37 protein-coding genes are annotated in these 24317 nt (G+C 35.6%); all 37 read left to right on the top strand.

Annotation, left to right across the window (positions count from 1 at the left end):
- The first annotated feature begins 30 nt into the window (after positions 1 to 30).
- The 37 genes from rpoC (at position 31) to K7H06_RS16385 (ending at position 24295) form a co-directional block, all read left to right on the top strand.
- Positions 31 to 3519, top strand: a complete 3489-nt coding sequence (rpoC, locus tag K7H06_RS16565) for a DNA-directed RNA polymerase subunit beta' (RefSeq protein ID WP_223037140.1) — start codon at positions 31 to 33, stop codon at positions 3517 to 3519.
- Positions 3520 to 3665: 146 nt separating this feature from the next.
- Positions 3666 to 3911, top strand: coding sequence for a ribosomal L7Ae/L30e/S12e/Gadd45 family protein (locus K7H06_RS16560; RefSeq protein ID WP_223037139.1), 246 nt, complete (start codon positions 3666 to 3668; stop codon positions 3909 to 3911).
- Positions 3912 to 4041: 130 nt separating this feature from the next.
- Positions 4042 to 4455, top strand: a complete 414-nt coding sequence (rpsL, locus tag K7H06_RS16555; RefSeq protein WP_223037138.1) for a 30S ribosomal protein S12 — start codon at positions 4042 to 4044, stop codon at positions 4453 to 4455.
- A 129-nt stretch (positions 4456 to 4584) separates the two neighbouring features.
- Complete coding sequence (gene rpsG / locus K7H06_RS16550; protein ID WP_223037137.1) at positions 4585 to 5055, top strand: 30S ribosomal protein S7; 471 nt, start codon at positions 4585 to 4587, stop codon at positions 5053 to 5055.
- An 83-nt stretch (positions 5056 to 5138) separates the two neighbouring features.
- Positions 5139 to 7208, top strand: a complete 2070-nt coding sequence (fusA, locus tag K7H06_RS16545; protein ID WP_223037136.1) for an elongation factor G — start codon at positions 5139 to 5141, stop codon at positions 7206 to 7208.
- A gap of 93 nt (positions 7209 to 7301) precedes the next feature.
- The gene (gene tuf, locus K7H06_RS16540) at positions 7302 to 8495 is read left to right on the top strand and encodes an elongation factor Tu (RefSeq protein WP_223037135.1); all 1194 of its coding nucleotides are present in this window, start codon (positions 7302 to 7304) and stop codon (positions 8493 to 8495) included.
- A 387-nt stretch (positions 8496 to 8882) separates the two neighbouring features.
- Positions 8883 to 9194 (top strand): 30S ribosomal protein S10, encoded by a 312-nt coding sequence (rpsJ, locus tag K7H06_RS16535; protein WP_223037134.1) that lies wholly within the window; start codon positions 8883 to 8885, stop codon positions 9192 to 9194.
- 109 nt (positions 9195 to 9303) lie between these two features.
- Entirely contained in the window at positions 9304 to 9933 is a 630-nt protein-coding gene (gene rplC / locus K7H06_RS16530) for a 50S ribosomal protein L3 (protein WP_223037133.1), read from the top strand.
- Positions 9934 to 9962: 29 nt separating this feature from the next.
- Complete coding sequence (gene rplD, locus K7H06_RS16525) at positions 9963 to 10586, top strand: 50S ribosomal protein L4 (protein WP_223037132.1); 624 nt, start codon at positions 9963 to 9965, stop codon at positions 10584 to 10586.
- Positions 10586 to 10879, top strand: coding sequence for a 50S ribosomal protein L23 (rplW, locus tag K7H06_RS16520; RefSeq protein WP_223037131.1), 294 nt, complete (start codon positions 10586 to 10588; stop codon positions 10877 to 10879). The genes rplD and rplW overlap by 1 nt, the downstream gene beginning before the upstream one ends.
- 34 nt (positions 10880 to 10913) lie before the next feature.
- A complete protein-coding gene (rplB, locus tag K7H06_RS16515) occupies positions 10914 to 11747 on the top strand; it encodes a 50S ribosomal protein L2 (protein WP_223037130.1) in 834 nt (277 codons plus the stop codon).
- 92 nt (positions 11748 to 11839) lie between these two features.
- Entirely contained in the window at positions 11840 to 12124 is a 285-nt protein-coding gene (gene rpsS, locus K7H06_RS16510) for a 30S ribosomal protein S19 (protein ID WP_223037129.1), read from the top strand.
- A gap of 29 nt (positions 12125 to 12153) precedes the next feature.
- A complete protein-coding gene (gene rplV / locus K7H06_RS16505; protein WP_223037128.1) occupies positions 12154 to 12489 on the top strand; it encodes a 50S ribosomal protein L22 in 336 nt (111 codons plus the stop codon).
- Between the two features lie 16 nt (positions 12490 to 12505).
- On the top strand, positions 12506 to 13267 hold the full coding sequence (rpsC, locus tag K7H06_RS16500) for a 30S ribosomal protein S3 (protein WP_223037127.1): 762 nt from the start codon (positions 12506 to 12508) through the stop codon (positions 13265 to 13267).
- A gap of 30 nt (positions 13268 to 13297) precedes the next feature.
- On the top strand, positions 13298 to 13738 hold the full coding sequence (gene rplP, locus K7H06_RS16495) for a 50S ribosomal protein L16 (protein WP_223037126.1): 441 nt from the start codon (positions 13298 to 13300) through the stop codon (positions 13736 to 13738).
- Complete coding sequence (rpmC, locus tag K7H06_RS16490; RefSeq protein ID WP_223037125.1) at positions 13728 to 13928, top strand: 50S ribosomal protein L29; 201 nt, start codon at positions 13728 to 13730, stop codon at positions 13926 to 13928. The genes rplP and rpmC overlap by 11 nt, the downstream gene beginning before the upstream one ends.
- A 28-nt stretch (positions 13929 to 13956) precedes the next feature.
- A complete protein-coding gene (rpsQ, locus tag K7H06_RS16485; RefSeq protein ID WP_223037124.1) occupies positions 13957 to 14211 on the top strand; it encodes a 30S ribosomal protein S17 in 255 nt (84 codons plus the stop codon).
- 26 nt (positions 14212 to 14237) lie between these two features.
- Complete coding sequence (gene rplN, locus K7H06_RS16480; RefSeq protein WP_223037123.1) at positions 14238 to 14606, top strand: 50S ribosomal protein L14; 369 nt, start codon at positions 14238 to 14240, stop codon at positions 14604 to 14606.
- Between the two features lie 18 nt (positions 14607 to 14624).
- Positions 14625 to 14936: a 50S ribosomal protein L24 gene (gene rplX / locus K7H06_RS16475; protein ID WP_223037122.1), complete on the top strand. Its 312-nt coding sequence runs from the start codon at positions 14625 to 14627 to the stop codon at positions 14934 to 14936.
- Positions 14937 to 14964: 28 nt separating this feature from the next.
- Positions 14965 to 15504, top strand: coding sequence for a 50S ribosomal protein L5 (rplE, locus tag K7H06_RS16470; protein WP_223037121.1), 540 nt, complete (start codon positions 14965 to 14967; stop codon positions 15502 to 15504).
- Positions 15505 to 15519: 15 nt separating this feature from the next.
- Complete coding sequence (locus K7H06_RS16465) at positions 15520 to 15705, top strand: type Z 30S ribosomal protein S14 (RefSeq protein WP_223037120.1); 186 nt, start codon at positions 15520 to 15522, stop codon at positions 15703 to 15705.
- Positions 15706 to 15736: 31 nt separating this feature from the next.
- Positions 15737 to 16129: a 30S ribosomal protein S8 gene (gene rpsH / locus K7H06_RS16460; RefSeq protein WP_223040058.1), complete on the top strand. Its 393-nt coding sequence runs from the start codon at positions 15737 to 15739 to the stop codon at positions 16127 to 16129.
- Between the two features lie 31 nt (positions 16130 to 16160).
- Positions 16161 to 16700, top strand: coding sequence for a 50S ribosomal protein L6 (gene rplF, locus K7H06_RS16455; RefSeq protein WP_223037119.1), 540 nt, complete (start codon positions 16161 to 16163; stop codon positions 16698 to 16700).
- An 18-nt stretch (positions 16701 to 16718) separates the two neighbouring features.
- On the top strand, positions 16719 to 17081 hold the full coding sequence (gene rplR / locus K7H06_RS16450) for a 50S ribosomal protein L18 (protein WP_223037118.1): 363 nt from the start codon (positions 16719 to 16721) through the stop codon (positions 17079 to 17081).
- A 17-nt stretch (positions 17082 to 17098) separates the two neighbouring features.
- Positions 17099 to 17605, top strand: coding sequence for a 30S ribosomal protein S5 (rpsE, locus tag K7H06_RS16445; protein ID WP_223037117.1), 507 nt, complete (start codon positions 17099 to 17101; stop codon positions 17603 to 17605).
- Positions 17606 to 17627: 22 nt separating this feature from the next.
- Positions 17628 to 17801 carry a 50S ribosomal protein L30 gene (gene rpmD / locus K7H06_RS16440; protein WP_425514959.1) on the top strand — a complete coding sequence of 58 codons (174 nt, stop codon included), beginning with the start codon at positions 17628 to 17630 and terminating at the stop codon, positions 17799 to 17801.
- A gap of 17 nt (positions 17802 to 17818) precedes the next feature.
- Complete coding sequence (rplO, locus tag K7H06_RS16435; protein WP_223037115.1) at positions 17819 to 18259, top strand: 50S ribosomal protein L15; 441 nt, start codon at positions 17819 to 17821, stop codon at positions 18257 to 18259.
- A gap of 1 nt (position 18260) precedes the next feature.
- Positions 18261 to 19538, top strand: coding sequence for a preprotein translocase subunit SecY (secY, locus tag K7H06_RS16430; RefSeq protein ID WP_223037114.1), 1278 nt, complete (start codon positions 18261 to 18263; stop codon positions 19536 to 19538).
- A 61-nt stretch (positions 19539 to 19599) separates the two neighbouring features.
- Positions 19600 to 20247: an adenylate kinase gene (locus K7H06_RS16425; RefSeq protein ID WP_223037113.1), complete on the top strand. Its 648-nt coding sequence runs from the start codon at positions 19600 to 19602 to the stop codon at positions 20245 to 20247.
- Between the two features lies 1 nt (position 20248).
- Positions 20249 to 20995 (top strand): type I methionyl aminopeptidase, encoded by a 747-nt coding sequence (gene map / locus K7H06_RS16420; RefSeq protein ID WP_223037112.1) that lies wholly within the window; start codon positions 20249 to 20251, stop codon positions 20993 to 20995.
- Between the two features lie 18 nt (positions 20996 to 21013).
- The gene (locus K7H06_RS16415) at positions 21014 to 21292 is read left to right on the top strand and encodes a KOW domain-containing RNA-binding protein (RefSeq protein WP_246637557.1); all 279 of its coding nucleotides are present in this window, start codon (positions 21014 to 21016) and stop codon (positions 21290 to 21292) included.
- Positions 21293 to 21319: 27 nt separating this feature from the next.
- Positions 21320 to 21544 carry a translation initiation factor IF-1 gene (infA, locus tag K7H06_RS16410; protein WP_223037110.1) on the top strand — a complete coding sequence of 75 codons (225 nt, stop codon included), beginning with the start codon at positions 21320 to 21322 and terminating at the stop codon, positions 21542 to 21544.
- A 16-nt stretch (positions 21545 to 21560) separates the two neighbouring features.
- Positions 21561 to 21674 (top strand): 50S ribosomal protein L36, encoded by a 114-nt coding sequence (rpmJ, locus tag K7H06_RS16405; RefSeq protein ID WP_223037109.1) that lies wholly within the window; start codon positions 21561 to 21563, stop codon positions 21672 to 21674.
- Positions 21675 to 21852: 178 nt separating this feature from the next.
- The gene (gene rpsM / locus K7H06_RS16400; protein WP_223037108.1) at positions 21853 to 22221 is read left to right on the top strand and encodes a 30S ribosomal protein S13; all 369 of its coding nucleotides are present in this window, start codon (positions 21853 to 21855) and stop codon (positions 22219 to 22221) included.
- Between the two features lie 19 nt (positions 22222 to 22240).
- The gene (rpsK, locus tag K7H06_RS16395) at positions 22241 to 22639 is read left to right on the top strand and encodes a 30S ribosomal protein S11 (RefSeq protein WP_223037107.1); all 399 of its coding nucleotides are present in this window, start codon (positions 22241 to 22243) and stop codon (positions 22637 to 22639) included.
- Positions 22640 to 22663: 24 nt separating this feature from the next.
- Positions 22664 to 23284: a 30S ribosomal protein S4 gene (rpsD, locus tag K7H06_RS16390; protein ID WP_223037106.1), complete on the top strand. Its 621-nt coding sequence runs from the start codon at positions 22664 to 22666 to the stop codon at positions 23282 to 23284.
- Between the two features lie 63 nt (positions 23285 to 23347).
- Positions 23348 to 24295: a DNA-directed RNA polymerase subunit alpha gene (locus K7H06_RS16385; protein WP_223037105.1), complete on the top strand. Its 948-nt coding sequence runs from the start codon at positions 23348 to 23350 to the stop codon at positions 24293 to 24295.
- Positions 24296 to 24317: the final 22 nt, after the last annotated feature.

Genomic DNA, 24317 nt, shown 5'->3' with positions numbered 1-24317 from the left:
TATAAGCCATAATGAAGGGAGAGAGACTCCTTGTTTGAATTAAATAATTTCGAATCTATAAAAATTGGTCTTGCTTCACCAGAAAAAATTAGAAGCTGGTCAAAGGGAGAAGTTAAAAAGCCTGAAACAATTAACTATCGTACATTAAAGCCAGAAAAAGAAGGTCTTTTTTGTGAAAAAATATTTGGACCTACAAAGGACTGGGAATGTCATTGTGGGAAATATAAAAGAGTAAGATACAAAGGGGTTATTTGTGACAGATGTGGTGTTGAAGTTACAAAATCAAAGGTAAGACGTGAGAGAATGGGGCATATAGAACTTGCTGCTCCAGTATCTCATATCTGGTATTTCAAAGGAATACCAAGTAGAATGGGATTGTTATTAGATATGTCACCAAGATCCCTTGAAAAAGTATTATATTTTGCTTCTTATATTGTAACGGATACGGGAGAAACTTCACTAAGCTATAAACAATTATTAAATGAAAATGAGTACAGAGAATATAGAGATAAGTATGGAAATGCTTTTAAAGCTTCCATGGGTGCTGAAGCAGTTAAAGAAGTTCTTAGGAAGATTGATTTAGAAAAATTAGCTAAAGAATTAAGAGTAAAGCTTAGAGATAGTTCAGGACAAAAGAGAATAAGAGCTATTAGAAGGTTAGAAGTAGTAGAAGCATTTAGAAAATCAGGAAATGAACCAGAATGGATGATTCTAGATGCAGTACCAGTAATTCCTCCTGATTTAAGACCAATGGTTCAATTAGATGGAGGTCGATTTGCAACTTCTGATTTAAATGACTTATATAGAAGAGTGATTAACAGAAATAATCGTTTAAAGAGATTATTGGATTTAGGTGCACCAGATATTATTGTTAGAAATGAAAAAAGAATGCTTCAAGAAGCAGTAGATGCACTCATCGATAATGGAAGACGAGGAAGACCTGTAACAGGACCAGGAAATAGACCATTAAAATCATTATCGGATATGTTAAAAGGAAAACAAGGGCGTTTTAGACAAAACTTACTTGGAAAACGTGTTGATTACTCTGGACGTTCCGTTATCGTTGTAGGCCCTGATCTTAAGTTTTATCAATGTGGTTTGCCAAAGAAAATGGCCTTAGAATTATTTAAACCTTTTATCATGAAGCGTCTTGTAAATGATGGATATGCCCATAATATTAAAAGTGCTAAGAGAATGGTGGAAAGAGTAAAACCTGAAGTATGGGATGTATTAGAAGAAGTAATCAAAGAACACCCAGTACTTCTAAACCGTGCTCCGACTCTACATAGACTTGGAATTCAAGCCTTTGAACCAATTTTAGTTGAAGGGAAAGCCATAAAACTTCATCCTCTTGTTTGTACAGCTTATAATGCAGACTTTGATGGGGACCAAATGGCTGTTCACGTACCTCTTTCAGTAGAAGCACAAGCTGAAGCAAGATTCTTAATGCTTTCAGTAAACAATATCCTTGCACCAAAAGATGGTTCTCCTATTACAACACCAACTCAGGATATGATTCTTGGAAGTTATTATTTAACGATTGAAATAGATGGAGAACCAGGAGAAGGTATGGTTTTTAAAGATTTTGATGAGATGCTTATGGCATATCAAAATAAAGTAGTGGGTCTTCATGCAAGAGTTAAAGTTAGAAGAAAATTAAATGAAGAAGATACAGGTAAACTTGTGGAAAGTACAGTAGGTAGATTTATATTTAATGAGAGAATTCCACAGAACTTAGGATTTGTAGATAGAGAAAAGGATCTATATAGCTTAGAAATAGACTTCCTTTGCGACAAGAAAAAACTTGGTAAAATCATTGATAAATGTTTTAGAAAGCACGGAAATACAGTTACAGCAATTATGCTTGATACCATTAAGCAAATGGGATTTCATTATTCTACAGTAGGAGCTATTACCATTAGTGTATCTGATATGGAAATACCAAAAGAAAAAGAAATATTACTTTCAGAAGCAGATCAAATCGTAGACAAGTATGAAAAAGCTTATAGAAGAGGGCTTATTTCTGATGAAGAAAGATATGAAAAAGTAATCAGAGTATGGTCAGAAACTACTGAAAAGGTAACAGATGCCCTTATGGCAAACTTAGGAAGACTCAATAATGTATTTATCATGGCCCATTCAGGAGCGAGAGGTAGTAAAAACCAGATTCGTCAGCTTGGTGGTATGAGGGGTCTTATGGCTAATGCATCAGGACATACAGTAGAACTTCCAATCAAAGCCAATTTCCGTGAGGGACTTTCAGTACTTGAATATTTTATATCAACTCACGGTGCTAGAAAGGGTCTTGCAGATACAGCCCTTCGTACTGCTGACTCAGGATATTTGACAAGAAGACTTGTTGATGTCAGCCAAGATGTTATTATCAGAGAAGATGATTGTGGTGCAACTGAAGGCCTTTGGGTAGAAGCATTTAAAGATGGAAATGAGCTCATTGAGCCATTATATGATAGAATTGTCGGTAGATATACAATAGAGGATGTACTTCATCCTAAAACAGGAGAAGTAATCGTTGAAGCAGGTAGAGAAATTCAAGAAGAAGATGCAGATAAAATTGTTGAAGCAGGTCTAGAGAGAGTAAAGATAAGATCTGTACTTAATTGTAAAACAAGACATGGTGTATGTGGTCACTGTTATGGAAGAAACTTGGCAACAGGAAAATCTGTAAATGTTGGCGAAGCTGTTGGAATTATTGCAGCCCAGTCAATTGGTGAACCAGGAACACAGCTTACAATGCGTACATTCCATACAGGTGGAGTTGCAGGTAATGATATTACCCAAGGTCTTCCAAGGGTAGAGGAATTATTTGAGGCTAGAAAGCCAAAAGGACTTGCTATTATTACAGAGATTGCAGGTGCAGTATCCATCAATGAAACTAAAAAGAATAAAGAAGTAATCATAACAGGTGATGATGGAGAACAAAAAACCTACTCGATTCCTTATGGGTCTAGAATAAAAGTAAAAGAAGGACAACGAATAAAAGCTGGAGACGAAATTACAGAAGGTTCTGTAAACCCTCATGATATCTTAAAAATCAAAGGGGTAGATGGTGTTCAGGAATATATTGTAAAAGAAGTACAAAGAGTTTATAGACTTCAAGGTGTTGATATTAGTGATAAACATATTGAAGTAATTGTAAGACAAATGGTTTCAAAAGTAAAAATAGAAGATGCAGGAGATACACATTTACTTCCAGGAGGATTATGCAACATTCATGAATTTGAGGCAGTAAATAAAAATGTAGAAGAAGAAGGCTTAGATTCTGGAACAGGTAAGAGGGTTCTTTTAGGAATTACAAAAGCATCTTTAGCTACTGAATCCTTCTTATCAGCAGCGTCATTCCAGGAAACTACAAGGGTTCTTACGGAAGCTGCAATAAAAGGAAAAGAAGACCACTTGATTGGATTAAAAGAAAATGTAATCATTGGTAAATTGATTCCAGCTGGTACTGGAATGAAAAGATATAAAAATATTGCTATAGCACATAATAATGCCGAATAATGGTAAAAAAATATAAGTTGACAGTAGGTAAACTTAGTGCTAGAATGTTATAGTGTGTAAATTAAGAAATAGTTGACTTTTTAAATACCCATAAAGATTATGCAAAAGGCATAATCTTTGTGGTGTTTAATAAAGGAGGACACTATATGCTTGAAGAATTAAAAAATAAAAAAAAGCTAGTAGTAGGAACAAAGCAAGCTTTAAAAGTAGTGAAAGAAAATAGAGCCCAAACACTTTTCATTGCAAAAGATGCAGAAAAACATGTAACAAGAACCATTGAAGAGCAAGCAAAACAAAGAAATATACAAATTGTTTATACAGAATCAATGAAGAAGCTTGGGAAAGCTTGTGGGATAGGTATAAGTGCTGCTACTGCGGTAATACTAAAGTAGTAAATTTAACAAAAAAACTTCTTGGAATTTAAGTTCAAGAGGATATCCTAATTGAGGATAAGAAGCATCATAGGATTAAACCTATGTAAAATAAATTTTGCTTTTTAAATTTTGGAAGGAGGTGCATGGAATGCCTACAATTAACCAATTAGTGCGCAAATCAAGAAAGAAAGTTGAGTACAAATCAACTGCACCAGCACTACAAAAAGGATTTAACTCTTTACACAGACAAGCAACTGATATCAGTTCGCCTCAAAAAAGAGGGGTTTGTACATCTGTAAAGACTGTAACTCCTAAAAAACCTAACTCAGCCCTAAGAAAAGTTGCCAGAGTAAGATTGACAAATGGTATTGAGGTTACTGCTTATATACCAGGAATTGGACACAATCTTCAAGAGCACAGTGTTGTGTTAATCAGAGGAGGAAGGGTAAAAGACTTACCAGGGGTTAGATACCACATTGTAAGAGGTACCCTTGATACTGCAGGAGTTCAAAACAGAAATCAAGCAAGATCTAAGTACGGTGCAAAAAAACCTAAAAAATAATTGAACGTCGAGCGGAAATGCGCCCATCTTATGGGGTGGGCTTAAAATATATATATTGCATTTAGCACGATGGCAATCTTTGGGTTGTCGAGTACCGATGAGAGAATGATTGTTAAGGAGGGAAGAAAAGTGCCAAGAAAAGGACATATACCAAAAAGAGAAGTATTAGCAGATCCAATGTATGGAAGCAAGGTTGTTACAAAATTAATTAACAACATTATGCTAGATGGTAAAAAAGGAACTGCACAAAGAATTGTATATAATGCATTTAAGATTGTTCAAGAACAAACTGGTGAAGAACCAGTAGAGGTATTTGAAAATGCCATGAACAATATTATGCCAGTACTTGAAGTTAAAGCAAGACGTGTAGGTGGTGCTAACTACCAAGTACCGATAGAAGTAAGACCAGAAAGAAGACAAACGCTAGGACTTAGATGGTTAACAGGTTACACTCGTAAGAGAGGCGAAAGAACCATGGAAGAAAGATTAGCGAAAGAGATTATGGATGCTGCAAATAATACAGGAGCATCTGTTAAAAAGAAAGAAGATACACATAAAATGGCAGAAGCGAATAAAGCATTTGCACATTATAGATGGTAATAATTTCTTATTTGTTATATTGTCGCCAATTTTGGGGACAATATTTTCTGTAGCAATACGGACAAAAGAAAGGAGGAGAAATTGTGCCTAGACAGTTTCCGTTAAAGAAAACTCGTAATATAGGAATTATGGCTCATATAGATGCGGGTAAAACAACAACAACTGAAAGAATATTATTCTATACAGGTAGAACACATAAAATTGGTGAAGTACATGATGGTGGAGCAACAATGGACTGGATGGAGCAGGAGCAAGAAAGAGGTATTACAATTACATCTGCTGCTACAACTGCTCAATGGAAAGGTCACAGAATCAACATTATTGACACACCGGGACACGTGGACTTTACTGTAGAAGTAGAAAGATCTCTTCGTGTACTTGATGGTACAGTAGCTGTATTCTGTGCAAAGGGCGGCGTTGAGCCACAATCAGAAACAGTATGGCGTCAAGCGGAAAAATATCAAGTTCCTAGAATGGCTTTTGTTAATAAAATGGACATTATGGGAGCGGATTTCTACAATGTTGTAGGAATGATGAAAGATCGTTTGAAAGCAAATGCAGTGCCTATTCAATTACCAATAGGGAAAGAAGATGAGTTTGCAGGGCTTGTAGATCTTATCGAAATGAATGCAAGAATTTATAAAGATGATTTAGGAAGAGAAATTGAGACTACTGAAATTCCAGCTGATATGATGGAACAAGCTGAAGAATATAGAATGGCATTAGTAGAAGCAGTAGCTGAATCAGATGAAGAATTAATGATGAAATATCTTGAAGGTGAAGAACTTACAGTAGAAGAAATTAGAGAAGGAATCAGAACGCAAACACTTGCTAATAATATGGTTCCAGTATGCTGTGGTTCTGCATATAAAAATAAAGGTGTTCAATTAATGCTAAATGCTGTAATTGATTTTATGCCATCTCCATTAGATATTCCAGCTATAAAAGGAGTACTTCCTGATAGTGAAGAAGAACAAGAAAGACCTGCAGATGATAAAGGACCATTCTCAGCGTTAGCATTTAAAATAATGGCAGACCCATATGTAGGAAAACTTGCTTTCTTTAGAGTATATTCAGGGGTATTACAAGCAGGATCATATGTTTATAACTCTACAAAAGGTAAAAAAGAAAGAATCGGACGTATTCTTCAAATGCATGCTAATAGTAGAGAAGAGATCAGCGAAGTATATTCTGGAGATATTGCAGCAGCAGTAGGTTTAAAAGATACAACAACTGGAGATACTCTATGTGATCAAGATCATCCAATTATCTTAGAATCTATGGAATTCCCAGAGCCTGTAATCGAAATTGCAATTGAACCAAAAACAAAAGCAGGACAACAGAAAATGGGTATGTCTTTAGCAAAACTTGCTGAAGAAGATCCAACTTTTAGAACTTGGACTAACGAAGAAACAGGTCAAACAATTATCGCTGGTATGGGTGAACTTCACCTTGAAATTATCGTAGATAGATTGTTAAGAGAATTCAAAGTAGAAGCAAATGTTGGTAAGCCACAGGTTGCTTATAAAGAGACAATTACCATGGCAACAGAAGTTGATACAAAATATTCTCGTCAATCTGGTGGACGTGGACAATATGGACACGTTAAGCTTAGAGTTAGACCAAAAGAGTCTGGTACTGGATATGAATTCATCAACAAAGTTGTTGGTGGAGCTATTCCAAAAGAATATATCCAACACGTTGATGCTGGTATTCAAGGAGCTATGGAAAATGGTGTTGTTGCAGGATTCCAAGTAGTTGACGTAGAGGTTGAATTATATGATGGTTCTTACCATGAGGTAGATTCATCTGAAATGGCATTTAAGATTGCTGGTTCTATGGCATTCAAAGAAGCTATGAAAAAAGCAAAACCAGTACTACTTGAGCCTTACTTCAAAATTGAGGTTGTTGTACCTGAGGATTACATGGGAGATGTTATCGGAGATATCAACTCTAGACGTGGAAAAATAGAAGGTATGGAGCCAAGATCAGGAGCACAAGTAATTAGAGGATATGTACCACTATCAGAAATGTTTGGATATGCAACAGATCTACGTTCAAAAACACAAGGTCGTGGAACATATGTAATGCAATTTGATCACTTTGAACAAGTGCCAAATAGCGTAGCTGAAAAAATTGTTAATGGTAAATAATTTGTTGTCAGATAAAAATCTGATAGCAAAATAAATTCCTTAGGGAATATAAAACGCATATGAATAATTGGGATTGAAAAGGAGGAGAACAAAATGGCAAAAGCTAAATTTGAAAGAAATAAGCCACATGTTAACATTGGAACAATCGGTCACGTTGACCACGGTAAGACAACATTAACAGCAGCAATCACAATGACTCTAAACAAAAAGTTTGGAACTGGAGAAGCTGTAGACTTTGCAAACATCGATAAAGCTCCAGAAGAAAGAGAAAGAGGAATCACAATCTCAACAGCACACGTTGAGTATGAGACTCCAAACAGACACTACGCACACGTAGACTGTCCAGGACATGCTGACTACGTTAAGAACATGATCACAGGAGCAGCACAAATGGATGGAGCAATCCTAGTATGTGCAGCAACAGATGGTCCAATGCCTCAAACAAGAGAGCATATCCTACTTTCAAGACAAGTTGGTGTACCATACATCGTAGTATTCTTAAACAAATGCGATATGGTAGATGACGAAGAATTATTAGACTTAGTAGAAATGGAAGTAAGAGAATTATTAGACGAGTATGAATTCCCAGGAGATGACACTCCAATCATCAGAGGATCAGCTTTAGAAGCATTAAATAATCCAGATGGACCATGGGGAGATAAAATCGTAGAATTATTCGAGGAAATCGATGCATATATTCCAGAACCAGAAAGAGATACAGACAAGCCATTCATCATGCCAGTAGAGGACGTATTCTCAATCACAGGTAGAGGAACAGTAGCAACAGGAAGAGTAGAAAGAGGAATCGTAAAAGTACAAGACGAAGTAGAAATCGTAGGATTATCAGAAGAGCCAAGAAAAGTAGTAGTAACAGGAGTAGAAATGTTCAGAAAGCTTCTTGATCAAGCACAAGCTGGAGATAACATCGGAGCACTTTTAAGAGGTGTACAAAGAGATGAAATCGAAAGAGGACAAGTATTAGCTAAGCCTGGAACAATTCATCCACATACAAAATTCAAGGCAGAGGTTTATGTATTAAAGAAAGAAGAAGGTGGAAGACATACACCATTCTTTAAAGGATACAGACCACAATTCTATTTCAGAACAACAGATATTACTGGATCAATTGAATTACCAGAAGGTGTAGAAATGTGTATGCCTGGAGATAATATCACAATGGAAATTGAGTTAATTAACCCAATCGCTGTTGAAGAAGGATTAAGATTCGCTATCCGTGAGGGTGGAAGAACAGTTGGAGCAGGTGTTGTTGCTCAAATTATTGAATAATTAAAAATGTAGCCGAGGGAACTCCCTCGGCTAAAAAATAAATAACTAGCATAATAAGATTCATCAGCCAAGTCAATAAGAAAAGAGTTGGCTATTGTTTACGTAAACTTATTATTAAACCATAAAAAAAAATAAAAGTCAAGACTTGTTTAATTGTTAAAATTCAAATATACTATACTAGTGTGTTTGCAGGACTGCAATGATGTGAAAGGTTGCCAAAACAATATTTTGGGAAATTTTCACTGAGAATGTCCGTTCAAGAAGCGGGCGACGGAATGTCAGTAAGCTTTCACAACATAAAAAACAATTGGGAACACCCGGGAGAGTGTACTGAGGTTCTAGTCGTACGTGAAAAATCATGCGTGCGATGAAAAGGAGGGAAACACAATGGCAAACAAACAAAAAATTAGAATCAGATTAAAAGCCTTTGATCACAAAATTTTAGATCAATCATCAGAAAAAATCGTAGAGACTGCAAAAAGAACAGGTGCAGAAGTATCAGGACCTGTACCACTACCAACTGAAAAGCAAATCATTACGATTTTAAGAGCTGTTCACAAGTATAAAGATTCTAGAGAACAGTTTGAGCAAAGAACACATAAAAGATTAATTGACATTTTAAATCCAACACCTAAAACTGTTGATGCATTAATGAGATTAGACTTACCAGCAGGTGTTGACATCGAAATCAAATTATAATGAATGTAACTACTAAGAAAGTTAGGTTAATATATAGTTTCCTATACCTCTCTTAGTATGATTGCAAAATAAAATGTAATCCGCTGTAAGATTATCAGGAGGTGTAAAGATGAAAGGGATTTTAGGAAGAAAAATAGGAATGACACAGATCTTTACTGAAGAAGGAAGTGTAATTCCAGTAACAGTTGTTGAAGCTGGTCCAGTTTATGTAACACAAGTAAAAACTGTTGAATCAGATGGATACAATGCAATCCAATTAGGATATGAAGATAAAAAAGAAAACAAAACAAACAAACCAGAAAAAGGACATTTTGAAAAAGCTGGTGTAAGCACTAAAAAAGTTGTAAAAGAATTCCGCGTTGAAAGTACTGTTGACTACAAAATTGGTCAAGAAATTAAAGTGGACATCTTTGCTGATGGAAGCAAAGTAGATGTTGTAGGAACTTCAAAAGGTAAAGGTACGCAAGGTCCAATTAAGAGACATAATCAAGCAAGAGGACCTATGGGTCACGGTTCAAAGTATCATAGAGGACCAGGTTCTTTAGGCGCAAGTTCATATCCAAGTAGAGTATTTAAAGGAATGAAAATGGCTGGAAGAATGGGAAATGAAACAGTGACAGTTCAGAACCTTGAAGTAGCAAAAGTAGATGCAGAGAAAAATCTTCTATTAATAAAAGGCGCAATTCCAGGACCTAAAGGTGGAGTTGTTACAATAAAAGAAAGTGTTAAAGCTAAGTAATAATCTAGCTACAGAAGGGAGGAAGTAAAATGCCAAAGGTTGATTTATTAAATGTTTCAGGTCAACAAGTAGGTGAAATTGAATTAAGCGAAAATATCTTCGGAGCTGAAATAAATGCAAGTGTATTACATGAAGCTGTAAAGAATTATTTAGCAAATCAAAGACAAGGTACACAATCTGCTAAAACAAGAGCGGAAGTTAGAGGTGGCGGTAGAAAGCCATGGAGACAAAAAGGAACAGGTAGAGCACGTCAAGGAAGTACTAGATCACCACAATGGGTTGGTGGAGGAGTAGTATTTGCACCAAAACCAAGAAGCTATAGATATACATTACCAAAGAAAGTAAAGAGACTTGCAATGAAGTCAGCTTTAAGTTCTAAGGTGAAAGAAAATGGAATTGTTATTTTAGATGAATTCAAAATGGATGCATATAAAACAAAAGATATGGTAAATATTCTAAATAACTTAAAAGTAGAAAAGAAAGCATTGATTGTTCTTGATGAGAAAAATGATTATGTTGTTAAATCAGCTAGTAATATCAAAGGAGTAACAACTACTCTTGTAAACACATTAAATGTTTATGATATTTTAAACCATGATCAATTCATTGTAACAAAAGACGCTGTACACAAGATAGAGGAGGTGTACGCATAATGAAGACACCATACGATATCGTGAAAAAGCCATTAATCAGTGAAAGAAGTATGGACGATATGGCTGATAAAAAATATACTTTCATCGTTGATATAAACTCTAATAAAACAGAAATTAAAAAAGCTGTTGAAGAAATTTTTGGAGTAGAAGTAGAAAAAGTGAACACAATGCGTGTAAAAGGTAAATATAAGAGAATGGGAAAGAATATCGGAAAAAGAGCTGATAGAAAAAAAGCAGTTATTAAATTAACTCCTAACAGCAAAGAGATCGAATTCTTTGAAGGAATGCAGTAGATTAAAGTACGAGTAAAGAAGGAGGGAAAGTGAAATGGGAATCAAGAAGTTTAACCCAACTTCTCCAGCGTTAAGACAAATGACCGTTTCAACGTTCGAAGAAATTACAAAAAAAGAACCTGAAAAGTCATTATTAGTAGCACTTACAAAAAAAGCTGGAAGAAATGCACAAGGTAAGATTACTGTTCGTCACAGAGGTGGCGGTGCAAAAAGAAAATATAGATTAATTGATTTCAAAAGAAATAAAGATGGCGTACCTGCAAAAGTAACTGCTATCGAGTATGATCCAAACAGAAGTGCAAACATTGCTCTTTTAACTTATGCAGATGGTGAAAAAAGATATATCATCGCTCCTAACAAGTTAAATGTAGGAGATACTATTATGTCTGGAGAAGGTTCAGATATTAAAGTAGGAAATGCACTACAGTTAAAAGATATTCCAGTGGGTACAATTATCCACAATATCGAAATGAAGCCTGGAAAAGGTGGCCAATTAGTTAGAGCTGCAGGAAACTCTGCTCAATTGATGGCGAAAGAAGATAAATACGCACAAGTTAGATTACCTTCCGGTGAGGTAAGACTTGTAAGTATTAATTGTAAAGCAACAATCGGTCAAGTAGGAAACTTAGATCATGAAAATATTACAATTGGTAAAGCTGGACGTAAACGTCATATGGGTATTAGACCTACTGTAAGAGGTTCTGTAATGAACCCTAATGATCACCCTCATGGTGGTGGAGAAGGTAGAGCACCTGTAGGAAGACCTTCACCAATGACTCCTTGGGGTAAACCAGCTATTGGCTACAAAACTAGAAAGAAAAATAAATCAACAGATAAATACATCGTTAAGAGAAGAAATCAGAAGTAGTAGAGGAGAAGAGGTCATGGAAAGGATAATGACCTTGGCCTCATAGTCCTCGGGTCAAACAGAGGAAGTTTCCGAAGGGAGGAAAAGTAGGCATGAGTAGATCATTGAAGAAGGGGCCTTTTATTGAGCCTAAGCTTTTACGTAGAATCGAAGAAATGAATGATAAAAATGAGAAAAAAGTAATTAAAACATGGTCAAGAGCATCAACAATCTTTCCACAAATGATAGGTCATACAATTGCAGTACATGATGGAAGAAAACATGTACCTGTTTATGTAACGGAAGATATGGTTGGTCATAAATTAGGTGAGTTTGCACCTACAAGAACTTATAGAGGCCATGCAGATAACGATAAATCATCAAAGGTTAAGAGATAGTAAGATAGATACGGAAGGAGGTTACCAAGGTGGAAGCTAGAGCGATTGCAAAATATGTTCGTATATCTCCAAGAAAAATGAAGCCAGTTGCAGATATGGTTAGAGGCATGAATGCTGATGAAGCATTAGCTGTTTTAGAATATACGCCAAGAACTACTGCTACAATCCTTGCAAAGGTAATTAAATCAGCAAAAGCAAATGCTGAGAATAATCATGAGATGGATGCGGATAAATTATATGTTGCTGAAGTATATGCGAATCAAGCTCCTACAATGAAGAGATGGAGAGCAGCTTCAATGGGTCGTGGTGTGAAAATACTTAAAAGAACGAGTCACGTAGGAGTTGTATTAAAAGAAAGAGACTAAGAAGGAGGGATACGTAATGGGTCAAAAGGTAAGTCCACACGGCTTGAGAGTCGGTGTGATTAAAGACTGGGATTCTAAATGGTATGCAGATAAAGCAAACTTTGCAGATCTTCTAGTAGAAGATAATAAGATTCGTAAATATGTAAAGAAAAAACTTTACACTGCTGGAATAGCAAAAGTTGTTATAGAAAGAGCTGCAAACAACAAAGTTAAGGTAAATATCTTTACAGCAAAGCCAGGTATGGTTATTGGTAAAGCTGGAGCAGGTGTTGAAGAATTAAGAAAAGATGTAGAAAAGTTAACAGAAAAAAGCGTTATTATAAATGTTAACGAAGTGAAGAGAGCGGAAATGGAAGCACAATTAGTTGCTGAAAATGTAGCATTTTCACTAGAAAGAAGGGTATCCTTCAGAAGAGCTATGAAGCAAGCTATTGGTAGAACAATGAAATCAGGAGCTCTAGGAATCAAAGTCATGACATCAGGAAGACTTGGTGGAGCTGAAATGGCTAGAAATGAGAAGTACAGCGAAGGAAATGTACCTCTTCATACATTAAGAGCGGATATTGATTATGGTTTTGCTGAAGCAAACACTACTTATGGTAAGATTGGTGTTAAAGTTTGGATCAACAAGGGAGAAGTTCTTCCAGAAACAAGCGAAGCTGTAAAAGAAATGAGAAGAGCGAATAGAGCAAAAGAAGAATTCAAACCTAAAAAACCAAAGACTGATAGAAGAAACGATAATAGAAGAAATAATTTTAGAAGAAACGAACAAAAGTAGTTCTAAAGCGAGGGAAGGAGGAAACCGACGATGTTAATGCCTAAGAGAGTAAAGCGTCGTAGAGTGCATAGAGGCAGAATGAAAGGCACAGCACAAAGGGGCAATAAAATAACTTACGGAGAATATGGAATTATGGCTCTTGAGCCAGCATGGATTACTTCAAATCAAATTGAAGCTGCCAGAATCGCTATGACGAGATATATAAAAAGAGGGGGTAAAGTTTGGATTAAGATATTCCCTCATAAGCCAGTGACACAAAAACCTGCTGAAACACGTATGGGTGCTGGTAAAGGTTCTCCAGAATATTGGGTAGCTGTAGTAAAACCTGGTAGAGTAATGTTCGAATTAGCTGGTGTACCAGAGGAAATAGCTAGAGAAGCTATGAGACTTGCAATTCATAAGCTACCTATTAAATGTAAATTTGTAACACGTGAAGATACAGAAAAGGGTGGTGAAGCGAATGAAAGCTAATAAGCTTCGTGATATGACCGTACAGGAATTAAATAATAAATTGATGGAACTTAAAAATGAACTTTTCAATTTGAGATTCCAATTAGCTACAGGTCAACTTGAAAACCCAATGAAAGTAAAAAGTGTACGAAAAGAAATTGCTCGTACAAAAACCATCCTTAGAGAAAAAGAATTAAAGAAAAACGCATAAATAAGGATACGGAAGGAGGGCTTTACTCGTGGAAAGAACAACTAGAAAGTCAAGAGTAGGTCGTGTAGTAAGTGACAAAATGGAAAAGACTATCGTAGTAGCGGTAGAAGATTTCGTACGTCACCCAATATACGGAAAAGCGGTAAGAAGAACAAAGAAATTTAAAGCGCATGATGAAAACAATGAGTGCAGAATCGGCGATCGCGTAAGAATCATGGAAACTAGACCATTAAGTAAGGATAAAAGATGGAGACTAGTAAATATCGTAGAAAGAGCTAAGTAATTGTATAACCGGAAGGAGGTATTACTATGATTCAACAAGAAACACGCCTAACAGTTGCAGACAATTCAGGAGCAAAAGAACTATTATGTATTCGTGTATTAGGTGGTTCTAAGCGTAAATATGCAAGTATTGGTGATGTGATTGTTTGTACAGTTAAAAATGCAACACCAGGCGGTGTTGTTAAAAAAGGACAAGTCGTTAAGGCTGTAGTAGTAAGAAGTAAGTTCGGTACTAGACGTGCTGATGGAAGTTATATAAAATTCGATGAGAATTCAGCAGTTGTCATCAAAGAAGATAAAACACCTGTAGGAACTCGTATTTTCGGGCCGGTTGCAAGAGAATTGAGAGAAAGAGATTTCATGAAGATCGTTTCACTTGCACCAGAAGTGCTATAGCTTGAGGAGGTGTAATGAATGCACATAAAAAAAGGTGATATGGTAGTAGTTATATCAGGAAAAGATAAGGGTAAAAAAGGTAAAGTGATAGAAGCATTACCTAAAAAAGATAGAGTAATCGTTGAAGGTGTAAATATGCTTACAAAGCATCAAAAACCAACAGCAAAGGTACAACAAGGTGGAATTGTTCACCAAGAAGGACCAATTCATGTATCAAATGTAATGCTTTGGGATAAAAAAGCAAATGCGCCTACAAGAGTAGGATATAAAGTTTTAGAAGATGGAAAAAAAGTAAGAGTAGCTAAAAAGACCGGAGAAGTAATTGAGTAATACTGAAGCTTGAAGGGAGGTTAAAACGGTGGCTAGATTAAAAGAACTATATACTAATGATGTAGCAAAATCTTTAATGGAAAAGTTCGGATATAAAAGTACAATGGAAATCCCAAAATTAGAAAAAATTGTTGTGAACATGGGATTAGGAGATGCAAAAGATAACTCGAAGCTTCTAGAAGTTGCTGTAGCAGAGTTATCTACGATTACAGGACAAAAGCCTATCGTTACAAGAGCAAAAAAATCTGTTGCAAACTTTAAAGTTCGTGAAGGTATGCCTGTAGGTGCAAAAGTAACTTTAAGAGGCGAAAGAATGTTTGAGTTTGTTGATAGATTATTCAACATTGCACTACCAAGGGTAAGAGACTTTAGAGGTGTAAACCCTAATTCATTTGATGGTAGAGGTAATTATGCCCTAGGAATTAAAGAGCAATTAATATTCCCTGAAATCGAGTATGATAAAGTTGATAAAACAAGAGGAATGGACATTATATTTGTTACGACTGCGAAAACTGATGAGGAAGCACGCGAGTTGCTAAAATTATTAGGAATGCCATTCGCTAGATAAGAAGGAGGGAAAGTAGTGGCTAGAAAAGCTCTTAAAATCAAACAAGCAAGAAAACAAAAATTCTCAACTAGAGAATACAATAGATGTAGAATTTGCGGAAGACCACATGCTTATTTAAGAAAATTTGGCATTTGCCGTATTTGCTTTAGAGAATTAGCATATAAAGGTGAAATACCAGGCGTTAGGAAAGCAAGCTGGTAAGAAATATAGGGAAGGAGGTACTTATACCATGATGACAGATCCAATTGCAGATATGCTTACGCGTATAAGAAATGCAAATATAGTGAAACACGAGACAGTAGATATCCCTGCTTCAAATATGAAGAAATCCGTTGCTGAAATCCTTCTTAAAGAAGGTTTTGTTAAAGGATACGATGTAATTGAAGATGGAAAACAAGGAATTATCAGATTACAAATGAAGTACGGAATCAATAAAGAGAGAGTTATTAGTGGACTTAAGAAGATATCAAAGCCAGGTTTAAGAGTATATGTAAAAAAAGATGAAATACCAAAAGTATTAGGTGGACTAGGAATAGCTATTCTTTCAACTTCTAACGGTATTGTTACTGATAAGGAAGCTAGAAAACTAGGAGCTGGAGGAGAAGTTATCTGCTACGTTTGGTAATAGATAATTTTAAGGTATAGGAGGTGCAGCTATGTCAAGGATAGGTAGACTACCAATCGTAATTCCAGATGGGGTAGAAATTAAGATAGATGAGAAAAATCTTGTTACTGTAAAAGGCCCAAAAGGACAATTACAAGAACAAATTAACAAAGATATGAAACTTACTGTAGAAGAAAATACATTAACAGTAGAGAGACCTACAAACAATAAAGTTCATAGATCGTTACATGGATTAAGCCGTACGTTGATTAACAATATGATGGTTGGTGTAACAAAAGGATATGAGAAAAAGCTGTTAATCAATGGTGTAGGTTATCGTGCAGCAAAACAAGGGAATAAGTTAGCAATGACTTTAGGGTTTTCACATCCAGTTGAGATGATTGATCCTGAAGGTATTACAACAGAAGTTCCTAATCAAAATGAAATTATTGTAAAGGGAATCAATAAGCAATTAGTAGGAAACTACGCTGCTAAAATCAGATCTTGGAGAGAGCCTGAGCCATATAAAGGTAAAGGTATCAAATATGAGAACGAAGTAATCCGCCGTAAGGAAGGGAAAGCAGGTAAGTAAGGAAAGGAGTGAAAAGAAGTGATTAATAAGGAGAGCAAAAACGCAAAAAGACAAAAAAGACACTTAAGAATCCGTAAAAAAGTGTCTGGAACTCCTGAACGCCCAAGATTAAGCATATACAGAAGCTTAAGCAATATGTATGCACAAATTATCGATGATGTAGCAGGAAAAACTTTAGTTGCTGCTTCAACTTCAGATAAAGAAATTACAGTAGATAATAAAGGAAACAAGGAAGCTGCTAAATTAGTAGGAGAACTTGTTGCAAAGAGAGCATTAGAAAAAGGAATTAACACTGTTGTATTTGATAGAAGCGGATATATTTATCATGGTAGAGTAAAAGAACTAGCAGAAGGTGCAAGAGAAGCTGGTCTAAAATTCTAGGATAAGGAGGGAAATGAATGAAACGTCAACTTATTGATGCGAGCAAACTGGATTTAAAAGAGACAGTTATTAATATAAGCCGTGTAACAAAAGTTGTAAAAGGTGGTAGAACCTTCAGATTTAGTGCAACTGTTGTTGTCGGAGATGAAAATGGATACGTTGGAATCGGTTCAGGTAAAGCGCAAGAAATTCCAAATGCGATCAAAAAAGGAATTGAAGCTGCTAAAAAGAATTTAATCTACGTTCCAAGAGTAGGTACAACAATCCCTCATAGAATACAGGGACATTTTGGAGCTGGAAAAGTATTAATTATGCCAGCTAGTGAAGGTACGGGAGTTATTGCAGGTGGACCTGTACGTGCCGTTTTAGAATTTGCAGGAATTAAAGATGTAAGAGCAAAATCATTAGGAACAAACAATTCAAGAAACATGGTTAATGCAACTATCGAAGGACTTAAAAACTTAAAAACAGTTGAAGAAGTTGCAAGACTTAGAGGTAAATCTGTAGAGGAACTATTAGGTTAGGAGGGGAAAGACCTTGGCTAATATGTTAAAAATAACATTGGTGAAGAGTACTATAGGGTCCAAGCCTCAGCATAGAAAGACAGTGGAAGCGCTAGGGCTAAAGAAAATTAGACAAACAGTAGAAAAACAAGACAATCCTCAAATGAGAGGTATGGTTCAAAAAGTAAGACATTTAGTAGAAGTAGAAGAAATATAGGTTAAGGAGGTGTAACCATGAAGCTACATGAGTTAAGACCTGCAGAAGGCTCAACAAAGAACAGAAAAAGACTTGGAAGAGGAACTGCTACAGGACAAGGTAAAACTGCTGGACGTGGACAAGACGGACAAAAATCTCGTAGTGGTGGTAGTGTAAAACCTGGATTTGAAGGTGGTCAAATGCCTCTATACAGAAGACTACCTAAGAGAGGTTTTACAAATATATTTAAAAAGCAATGGACAATTATTAATATAGATACGTTAAATAAGTTTGATGAAGGTACTGTTGTAACTCCTGCATTACTTTTAGAAAAAGGAATCATCAAAAAGGTTGTTGATGGTGTCAAAGTATTAGGTAATGGCGAGTTACAAAAGAATGTAACTGTACAGGCACATAAATTCAGCCAGTCAGCTGTAGAGAAAATTGAAGCTGCTGGAGGAAAGGCAGAGGTGATCTAACGTGCTATCTACCCTAAGAAATGCTTGGAAAATTCCCGATTTAAGAAAGAGAATGCTATATACATTGATGATGATGGTAGTATTTAGATTAGGCTCAACCATTCCTGTTCCAGGAATAAATGCTAAAGTTTTAGCTCAGTTATTCCAGCAAGGAGAAAATGGTATATTTGGTTTATTCAACCTATTTTCAGGAGGAGCTTTTGGTAAGTTTACAATATTTGCCCTAAGTATTACACCATACATCACTTCATCAATTATTATGCAGCTTTTAACAATTGCGATACCTAGTTTAGAAGCTTTAGCTCGAGAAGGTGAAGAAGGAAGAAAAAAGATTGCACAGTATACAAGATATGGAACTGTTGTATTAGCTTTGATTCAAGCTACAGGTGTAAGTGTTGGTTTATTCAATCAAGCACTTATTGCAAAAGACTTTTGGTCTGTAAGTCTTGTGGTACTTACCCTAACAGCTGGAACAGCCTTCTTAATGTGGCTAGGTGAACAAATTACTGAAAATGGAATAGGAAATGGTATTTCTCTAATCATCTTTGCGGGTATCATTTCTAGACTTCCTTTAGGCGTAGCACAAACATTTAAAAAATGGCAAGTAGGAGAAGTTTCCATCGTTTCTTTAGTTGTATTTGCGATAATAGCAATACTTGTTATAGCAGGTGTTGTAGCAATACAACAAGGTACACGAAAGATTCCTGTACAGTATGCAAAAAGAGTGGTTGGAAGAAAAATGTATGGGGGACATAGCACGCATATTCCACTGAAGGTGAATCAAGCAGGAGTTATTCCGGTAATCTTTGCGATTTCACTACTTCAATTCCCATTAACATTAACATATTTCTTCCAAGGTGGTGGATTTTCAAGCTTTGTACAGAAATGGTTATCACCAACGGGAAATCCTGGAATTTGGATTTACTCCGCTTTATATATGATTCTAGTTATATTCTTTACTTACTTCTATACAGCAGTTACATTTAATCCAGTAGAAGTTGCAGATAATATGAAAAAGAATGGTGGTTTTATTCCAGGAATTCGTCCAGGAAAACCAACTTCAGAGTATTTAGGTAAAGTATTAAATAGAATTACATTAGCAGGTGCTGTATTCCTTGCGTTGATTGCAGTAATGCCTACGATTATACTACAATTTACAAATCTTCAATTTAGATTTGGTGGAACATCGCTTTTAATTGCAGTAGGGGTTGCATTAGAGACCATGAAGCAAGTAGAGGCACAAATGATGATGAGACACTACCAAGGTTTCTTAAAATAGATAGGACATCATGGGGATACTCCCCATGTGTACCTTCATTAAAACTCAGGAGATGATATTAATGAGATTAATCTTATTAGGGCCTCCAGGGGCAGGAAAAGGAACACAAGCTTCAGGAATCGTTGAAAAGTTTCATGTACCTCATATATCAACAGGTGATATATTCAGAAAAAATATTAAAGAGGGAACGGAACTTGGAAACAAAGCAAAGGAATATATGGATCAAGGACTTTTGGTTCCAGATGAACTAGTTGTAGCAATTGTAGAAGATAGGTTACAACAAGATGATTGCAAGAATGGTTTCTTACTTGATGGATTTCCTAGAACAGTAAAACAAGCTGAAGAATTAGATAAAGTGCTTGTAAAAATGAATGTATCTTTAAATAAAGTAATTAATGTGGATGTAGATAAAAGTGTACTAGTAGAAAGAGCTGTTGGAAGAAGAGTTTGCAAAACTTGTGGAGCAACATTCCATGTGAAATTCAACCCTCCGAAAGAGGATGGAGTATGTGATAAATGTGGAAAAGAGCTACATCAAAGAGCAGATGATACGGAAGAGACAGTTTCTAAGAGAATTCAAGTATATCTTAATGAAACACAACCATTAATTAATTACTACAAAGATCAAGAAGTGTTAGCCACAATTAATGGTCAACAAGAGATCAATAAAGTATTTGAGGATATTGTAGCTGCTTTAGGAGAAAAATAAAATGATTATCTTAAAGTCAAACACGGAAATTGAGTATATGAAAGAAGCAGGAAAAATCGTAGCTCATGCACATGAGGCAGTACGTAATGCTATAAAACCTGGTATTACTACAAAGGAACTTGATGAAATTGCAGAAAAAGAAATAAGAAAACATGGTAGTATACCAGCTTTTAAAGGATTATATGGATTTCCTGCAAGTATTTGTGCTTCAATCAATGAGGAAGTCGTTCACGGAATACCTGGATTAAAAGTGGTAAAAGATGGCGATATTATAAGTGTGGATATTGGAGCTAGTTTTAAAGGATATAATGGTGATTCTGCGAAAACTCACCCTGTAGGAAAAGTAACTGATAAAGTTCAAAAGCTTATAGATGTGACGAAACAAAGCTTTTATGAAGGACTTAAGTTTTGTAGAGAAGGATACAGATTATCTGATATTTCTCATGCTATACAAACTTATGTAGAGAGCAACGGCTTTTCTGTTGTTCGAGACTTTGTAGGTCATGGAATAGGGCAAGAGATGCATGAAGATCCACAAATTCCTAACTATGGACCTCAAGGAAAGGGTCCTAGATTGAAATCTGGAATGGCTTTAGCTATAGAACCAATGGTGAATATGGGAACTTTTAAAGTGAAAGTTCTTGAAGATGATTGGACTGTTGTTACTTTAGATCGAAAGCCTTCGGCTCACTATGAACATACAATCGTCATTACAAAAGATGATCCGATTATTTTAACAAGCCTTTAGGCTCAAGAGGTGAAAAAAGTGGATACGACTCATGAAATTGCAGTTGGTCAAATTGTTAAGTCTAAAGCTGGAAGAGATAAGGATAGAGCATTTATTGTGCTAGATATTGTTGATGAACAATATGTACTTATAGCTGACGGAGACTTAAGAAAAATTGATAAATCAAAGAAAAAAAAGATGAAGCACTTACAAAAGTATAATATAATTAGTGATGAAGTAAAGAACAGGATAGAAAATAACGATAAGATAAATAATTTACTTTTGAGGCGTGAACTGGAAAAACTGGGTCTTAGTTAACCTAGGAATGGGAGGGTTAATTTCCTAATGGCAAAGAATGATGTTATAGAGGTTCAAGGCACAGTCGTAGAAGCTCTGCCTAATGCCATGTTTAAAGTTAAGTTGGAAAACGGACATGAGATACTAGCACATATTTCTGGTAAGCTTCGTATGAATTTCATCAGAATTTTACCTGGTGATACAGTTACAATTGAATTGTCCCCTTATGATTTAACAAGAGGGAGAATTACTTGGCGAGGCAAAGGCAAGTGATTAAGGAGGGATAACAGTGAAAGTTAGAGCATCCGTTAAACCTATATGTGAAAAATGCAAGATTATTAAAAGAAAAGGCAAAGTGATGGTTATTTGCCAAAATCCTAAGCATAAACAAAAGCAAGGTTAAATCTTTAGCTAGTGTTTTGCAAATTGGTTTCACGTAAACTCATGGTATAAATGTTAGTATATAAGTGCGCGGCTGCAGTTAGTCTCTAATTAGACTAAAAATCTTATAGCTAATATTATATATAGCTTGTTTAGTAAAAGTGTTTTTAGGAGTACAGATTTAGGAGGTGTAAAGAAAAATGGCAAGAATCGCTGGTGTCGACTTACCAAGAGAAAAGAGAGTAGAAATTGGTTTAACATATATCTACGGTATAGGTAGAAAAATGTCTAATAATATATTAGGAAAAGCAGGAGTAAATCCTGATACAAGAGTAAGAGATCTTACTGAAGATGAAGTAGGTAAGTTAAGACAAATTATTGATGCAGAACATCAAGTTGAAGGAGATCTTCGTAGAGAGATCGCTTTAAATATTAAAAGATTAAAAGAAATTGGTTGTTATAGAGGAATACGTCATAGAAGAGGTCTTCCAGTAAGAGGTCAAAAGACTAAAACAAATGCAAGAACTAGAAAAGGACCTAAGAGAACAGTTGGACGTAAGAAGAAATAGGTAAAGGAGGGTAAATGACATGGTAGCTAAAAAAGTAGCGAAAACTCGTAGAAAAAAACGCGAGCGTAAAAATATAGAACGTGGTCAAGCACATATTCAGTCAACTTTCAATAATACGATTGTTACGCTTACTGATTTACAAGGAAACGCACTATCATGGGCTAGTGCAGGTGGATTAGGCTTTAGAGGTTCAAGAAAATCTACTCCTTTTGCAGCACAAATGGCAGCAGAAGAAGCAGCTAAATCTGCTATGGAACATGGTTTAAAAACAGTTGAAGTATACGTAAAAGGACCTGGTGCTGGAAGAGAAGCTGCAATCAGAGCTCTTCAAACAGCAGGACTTGAAATAAACTTAATTAAAGATGTTACGCCAGTACCACACAATGGCTGTAGACCACCAAAACGTAGAAGAGTTTAAGAAGGATTAGGAGGTGTAAGAATAATGGCAAGATATACAGGACCATCTTGTAGGCTTTGTCGTAGAGAAGGACAAAAGCTATATTTAAAAGGTGAAAGATGTTATTCAGATAAATGTGCAGTAAACAGAAGAGAATATGCTCCAGGGCAACATGGACAAGGAAGAAAAAAAATATCTAACTATGGTTTACAATTAAGAGAAAAGCAAAAAGCTAAGAGATTTTATGGATTATTAGAATCTCAGTTTAAAGCGTATTTTGAAAAAGCTGATAAGATGTCAGGGATCACTGGTGAAAACTTACTAACAATTCTTGAAACAAGATTAGATAATGTTGTATTCAGAATGGGATTTGGAGCTTCAAGAAAAGAAGCAAGACAATTAGTAAGACATGGACACTTTACAGTAAATGGTAAGAAAGTTGATATTCCTTCTTTCTTAGTTTCTGTTGGTGATGTAGTGAAAGTAAAAGAAAAAAGTGCAAGTTCTCCTAAGTTTAAAGCAATGATTGAAGCTGCACCAACTGTAGCAAAATGGGTAGAGGTAAATGCTGAAAGCTTAGAGGGAAAAGTAGTAACACTACCAACTAGAGAAGATATTGACATTCCAATAGCTGAACACTTAATTGTCGAGTTATATTCAAGATAATAAGTATTAGAATCAGTTACCCTCATAGTGTATAGATAAAAAGAAATAAGGAGGGTTAAAATTATGATTGAAATAGAAAAGCCAAAAATTGAGTGTGTCGAACTAAGTGAAGACAATACTTATGGAAAATTTGTTGTTGAGCCTCTAGAGAGAGGTTATGGTATTACATTAGGCAATAGCTTACGAAGAATACTTCTGTCATCTCTTCCAGGCGTTGCTGTTACATCTGTTAAGATTGATGGTGTACTTCATGAGTTTTCTACAGTTCCTGGAGTAAAGGAAGATGTTACAGAAATCATCTTAAACCTGAAAGACTTATCTGCAAAAATTCATTCTGATGAACCAAAGGTTGTGAGAATTGAAGCCCAAGGACCAGGACCGGTAACTGCAGGTGATATTATTGCAGATGCAGATGTAGAAATATTAAATTCTGATCTTCATATTGCAACATTAGAAGATGATGCAAGATTAGTAATGGAAATATTCCTTTCTAAGGGTAGAGGATATGTTCCAGCGGAGAACAACAAGACACCAGGAATGCCTATAGGTGTGCTCCCTGTTGATTCTATCTATACTCCTGTTAGAAAAATTAGTTATCACGTGGAAAATACAAGAGTTGGGCAAGTTACAGATTATGATAAGCTTACTCTTGAAATATGGACGGATGGTAGTATAAAACCAGATGAAGGTGCTTCTTTAGGCGCTAAAATCATGAATGATCACTTAAGATTATTCATTGATTTAACAGACCATGTAGATAATGTGGAGATTATGGTAGAAAAAGAAGAAGACAAGAAAGAAAAAGTAATGGAAATGACCATTGAAGAACTTGAACTTTCTGTTAGATCATATAATTGTCTAAAAAGAGCTGGAATTAATACAGTAGAAGAGCTTACTGAAAAATCAGAAGAAGACATGATGAAAGTAAGAAACCTAGGTAAGAAATCCCTTGAAGAAGTACAGCACAAACTACATGAACTTGGTTTGGGCTTAAAACCTAGTGAAGAATAGTATAGGTAAAAGGAGGGAAAAG

The organism is Crassaminicella profunda, assembly GCF_019884785.1.
Classification (GTDB): domain Bacteria; phylum Bacillota; class Clostridia; order Peptostreptococcales; family Thermotaleaceae; genus Crassaminicella; species Crassaminicella profunda.
Note: the sequence above shows the minus strand (reverse complement) of the source record. Positions and strands in the feature narration are given on the sequence as shown.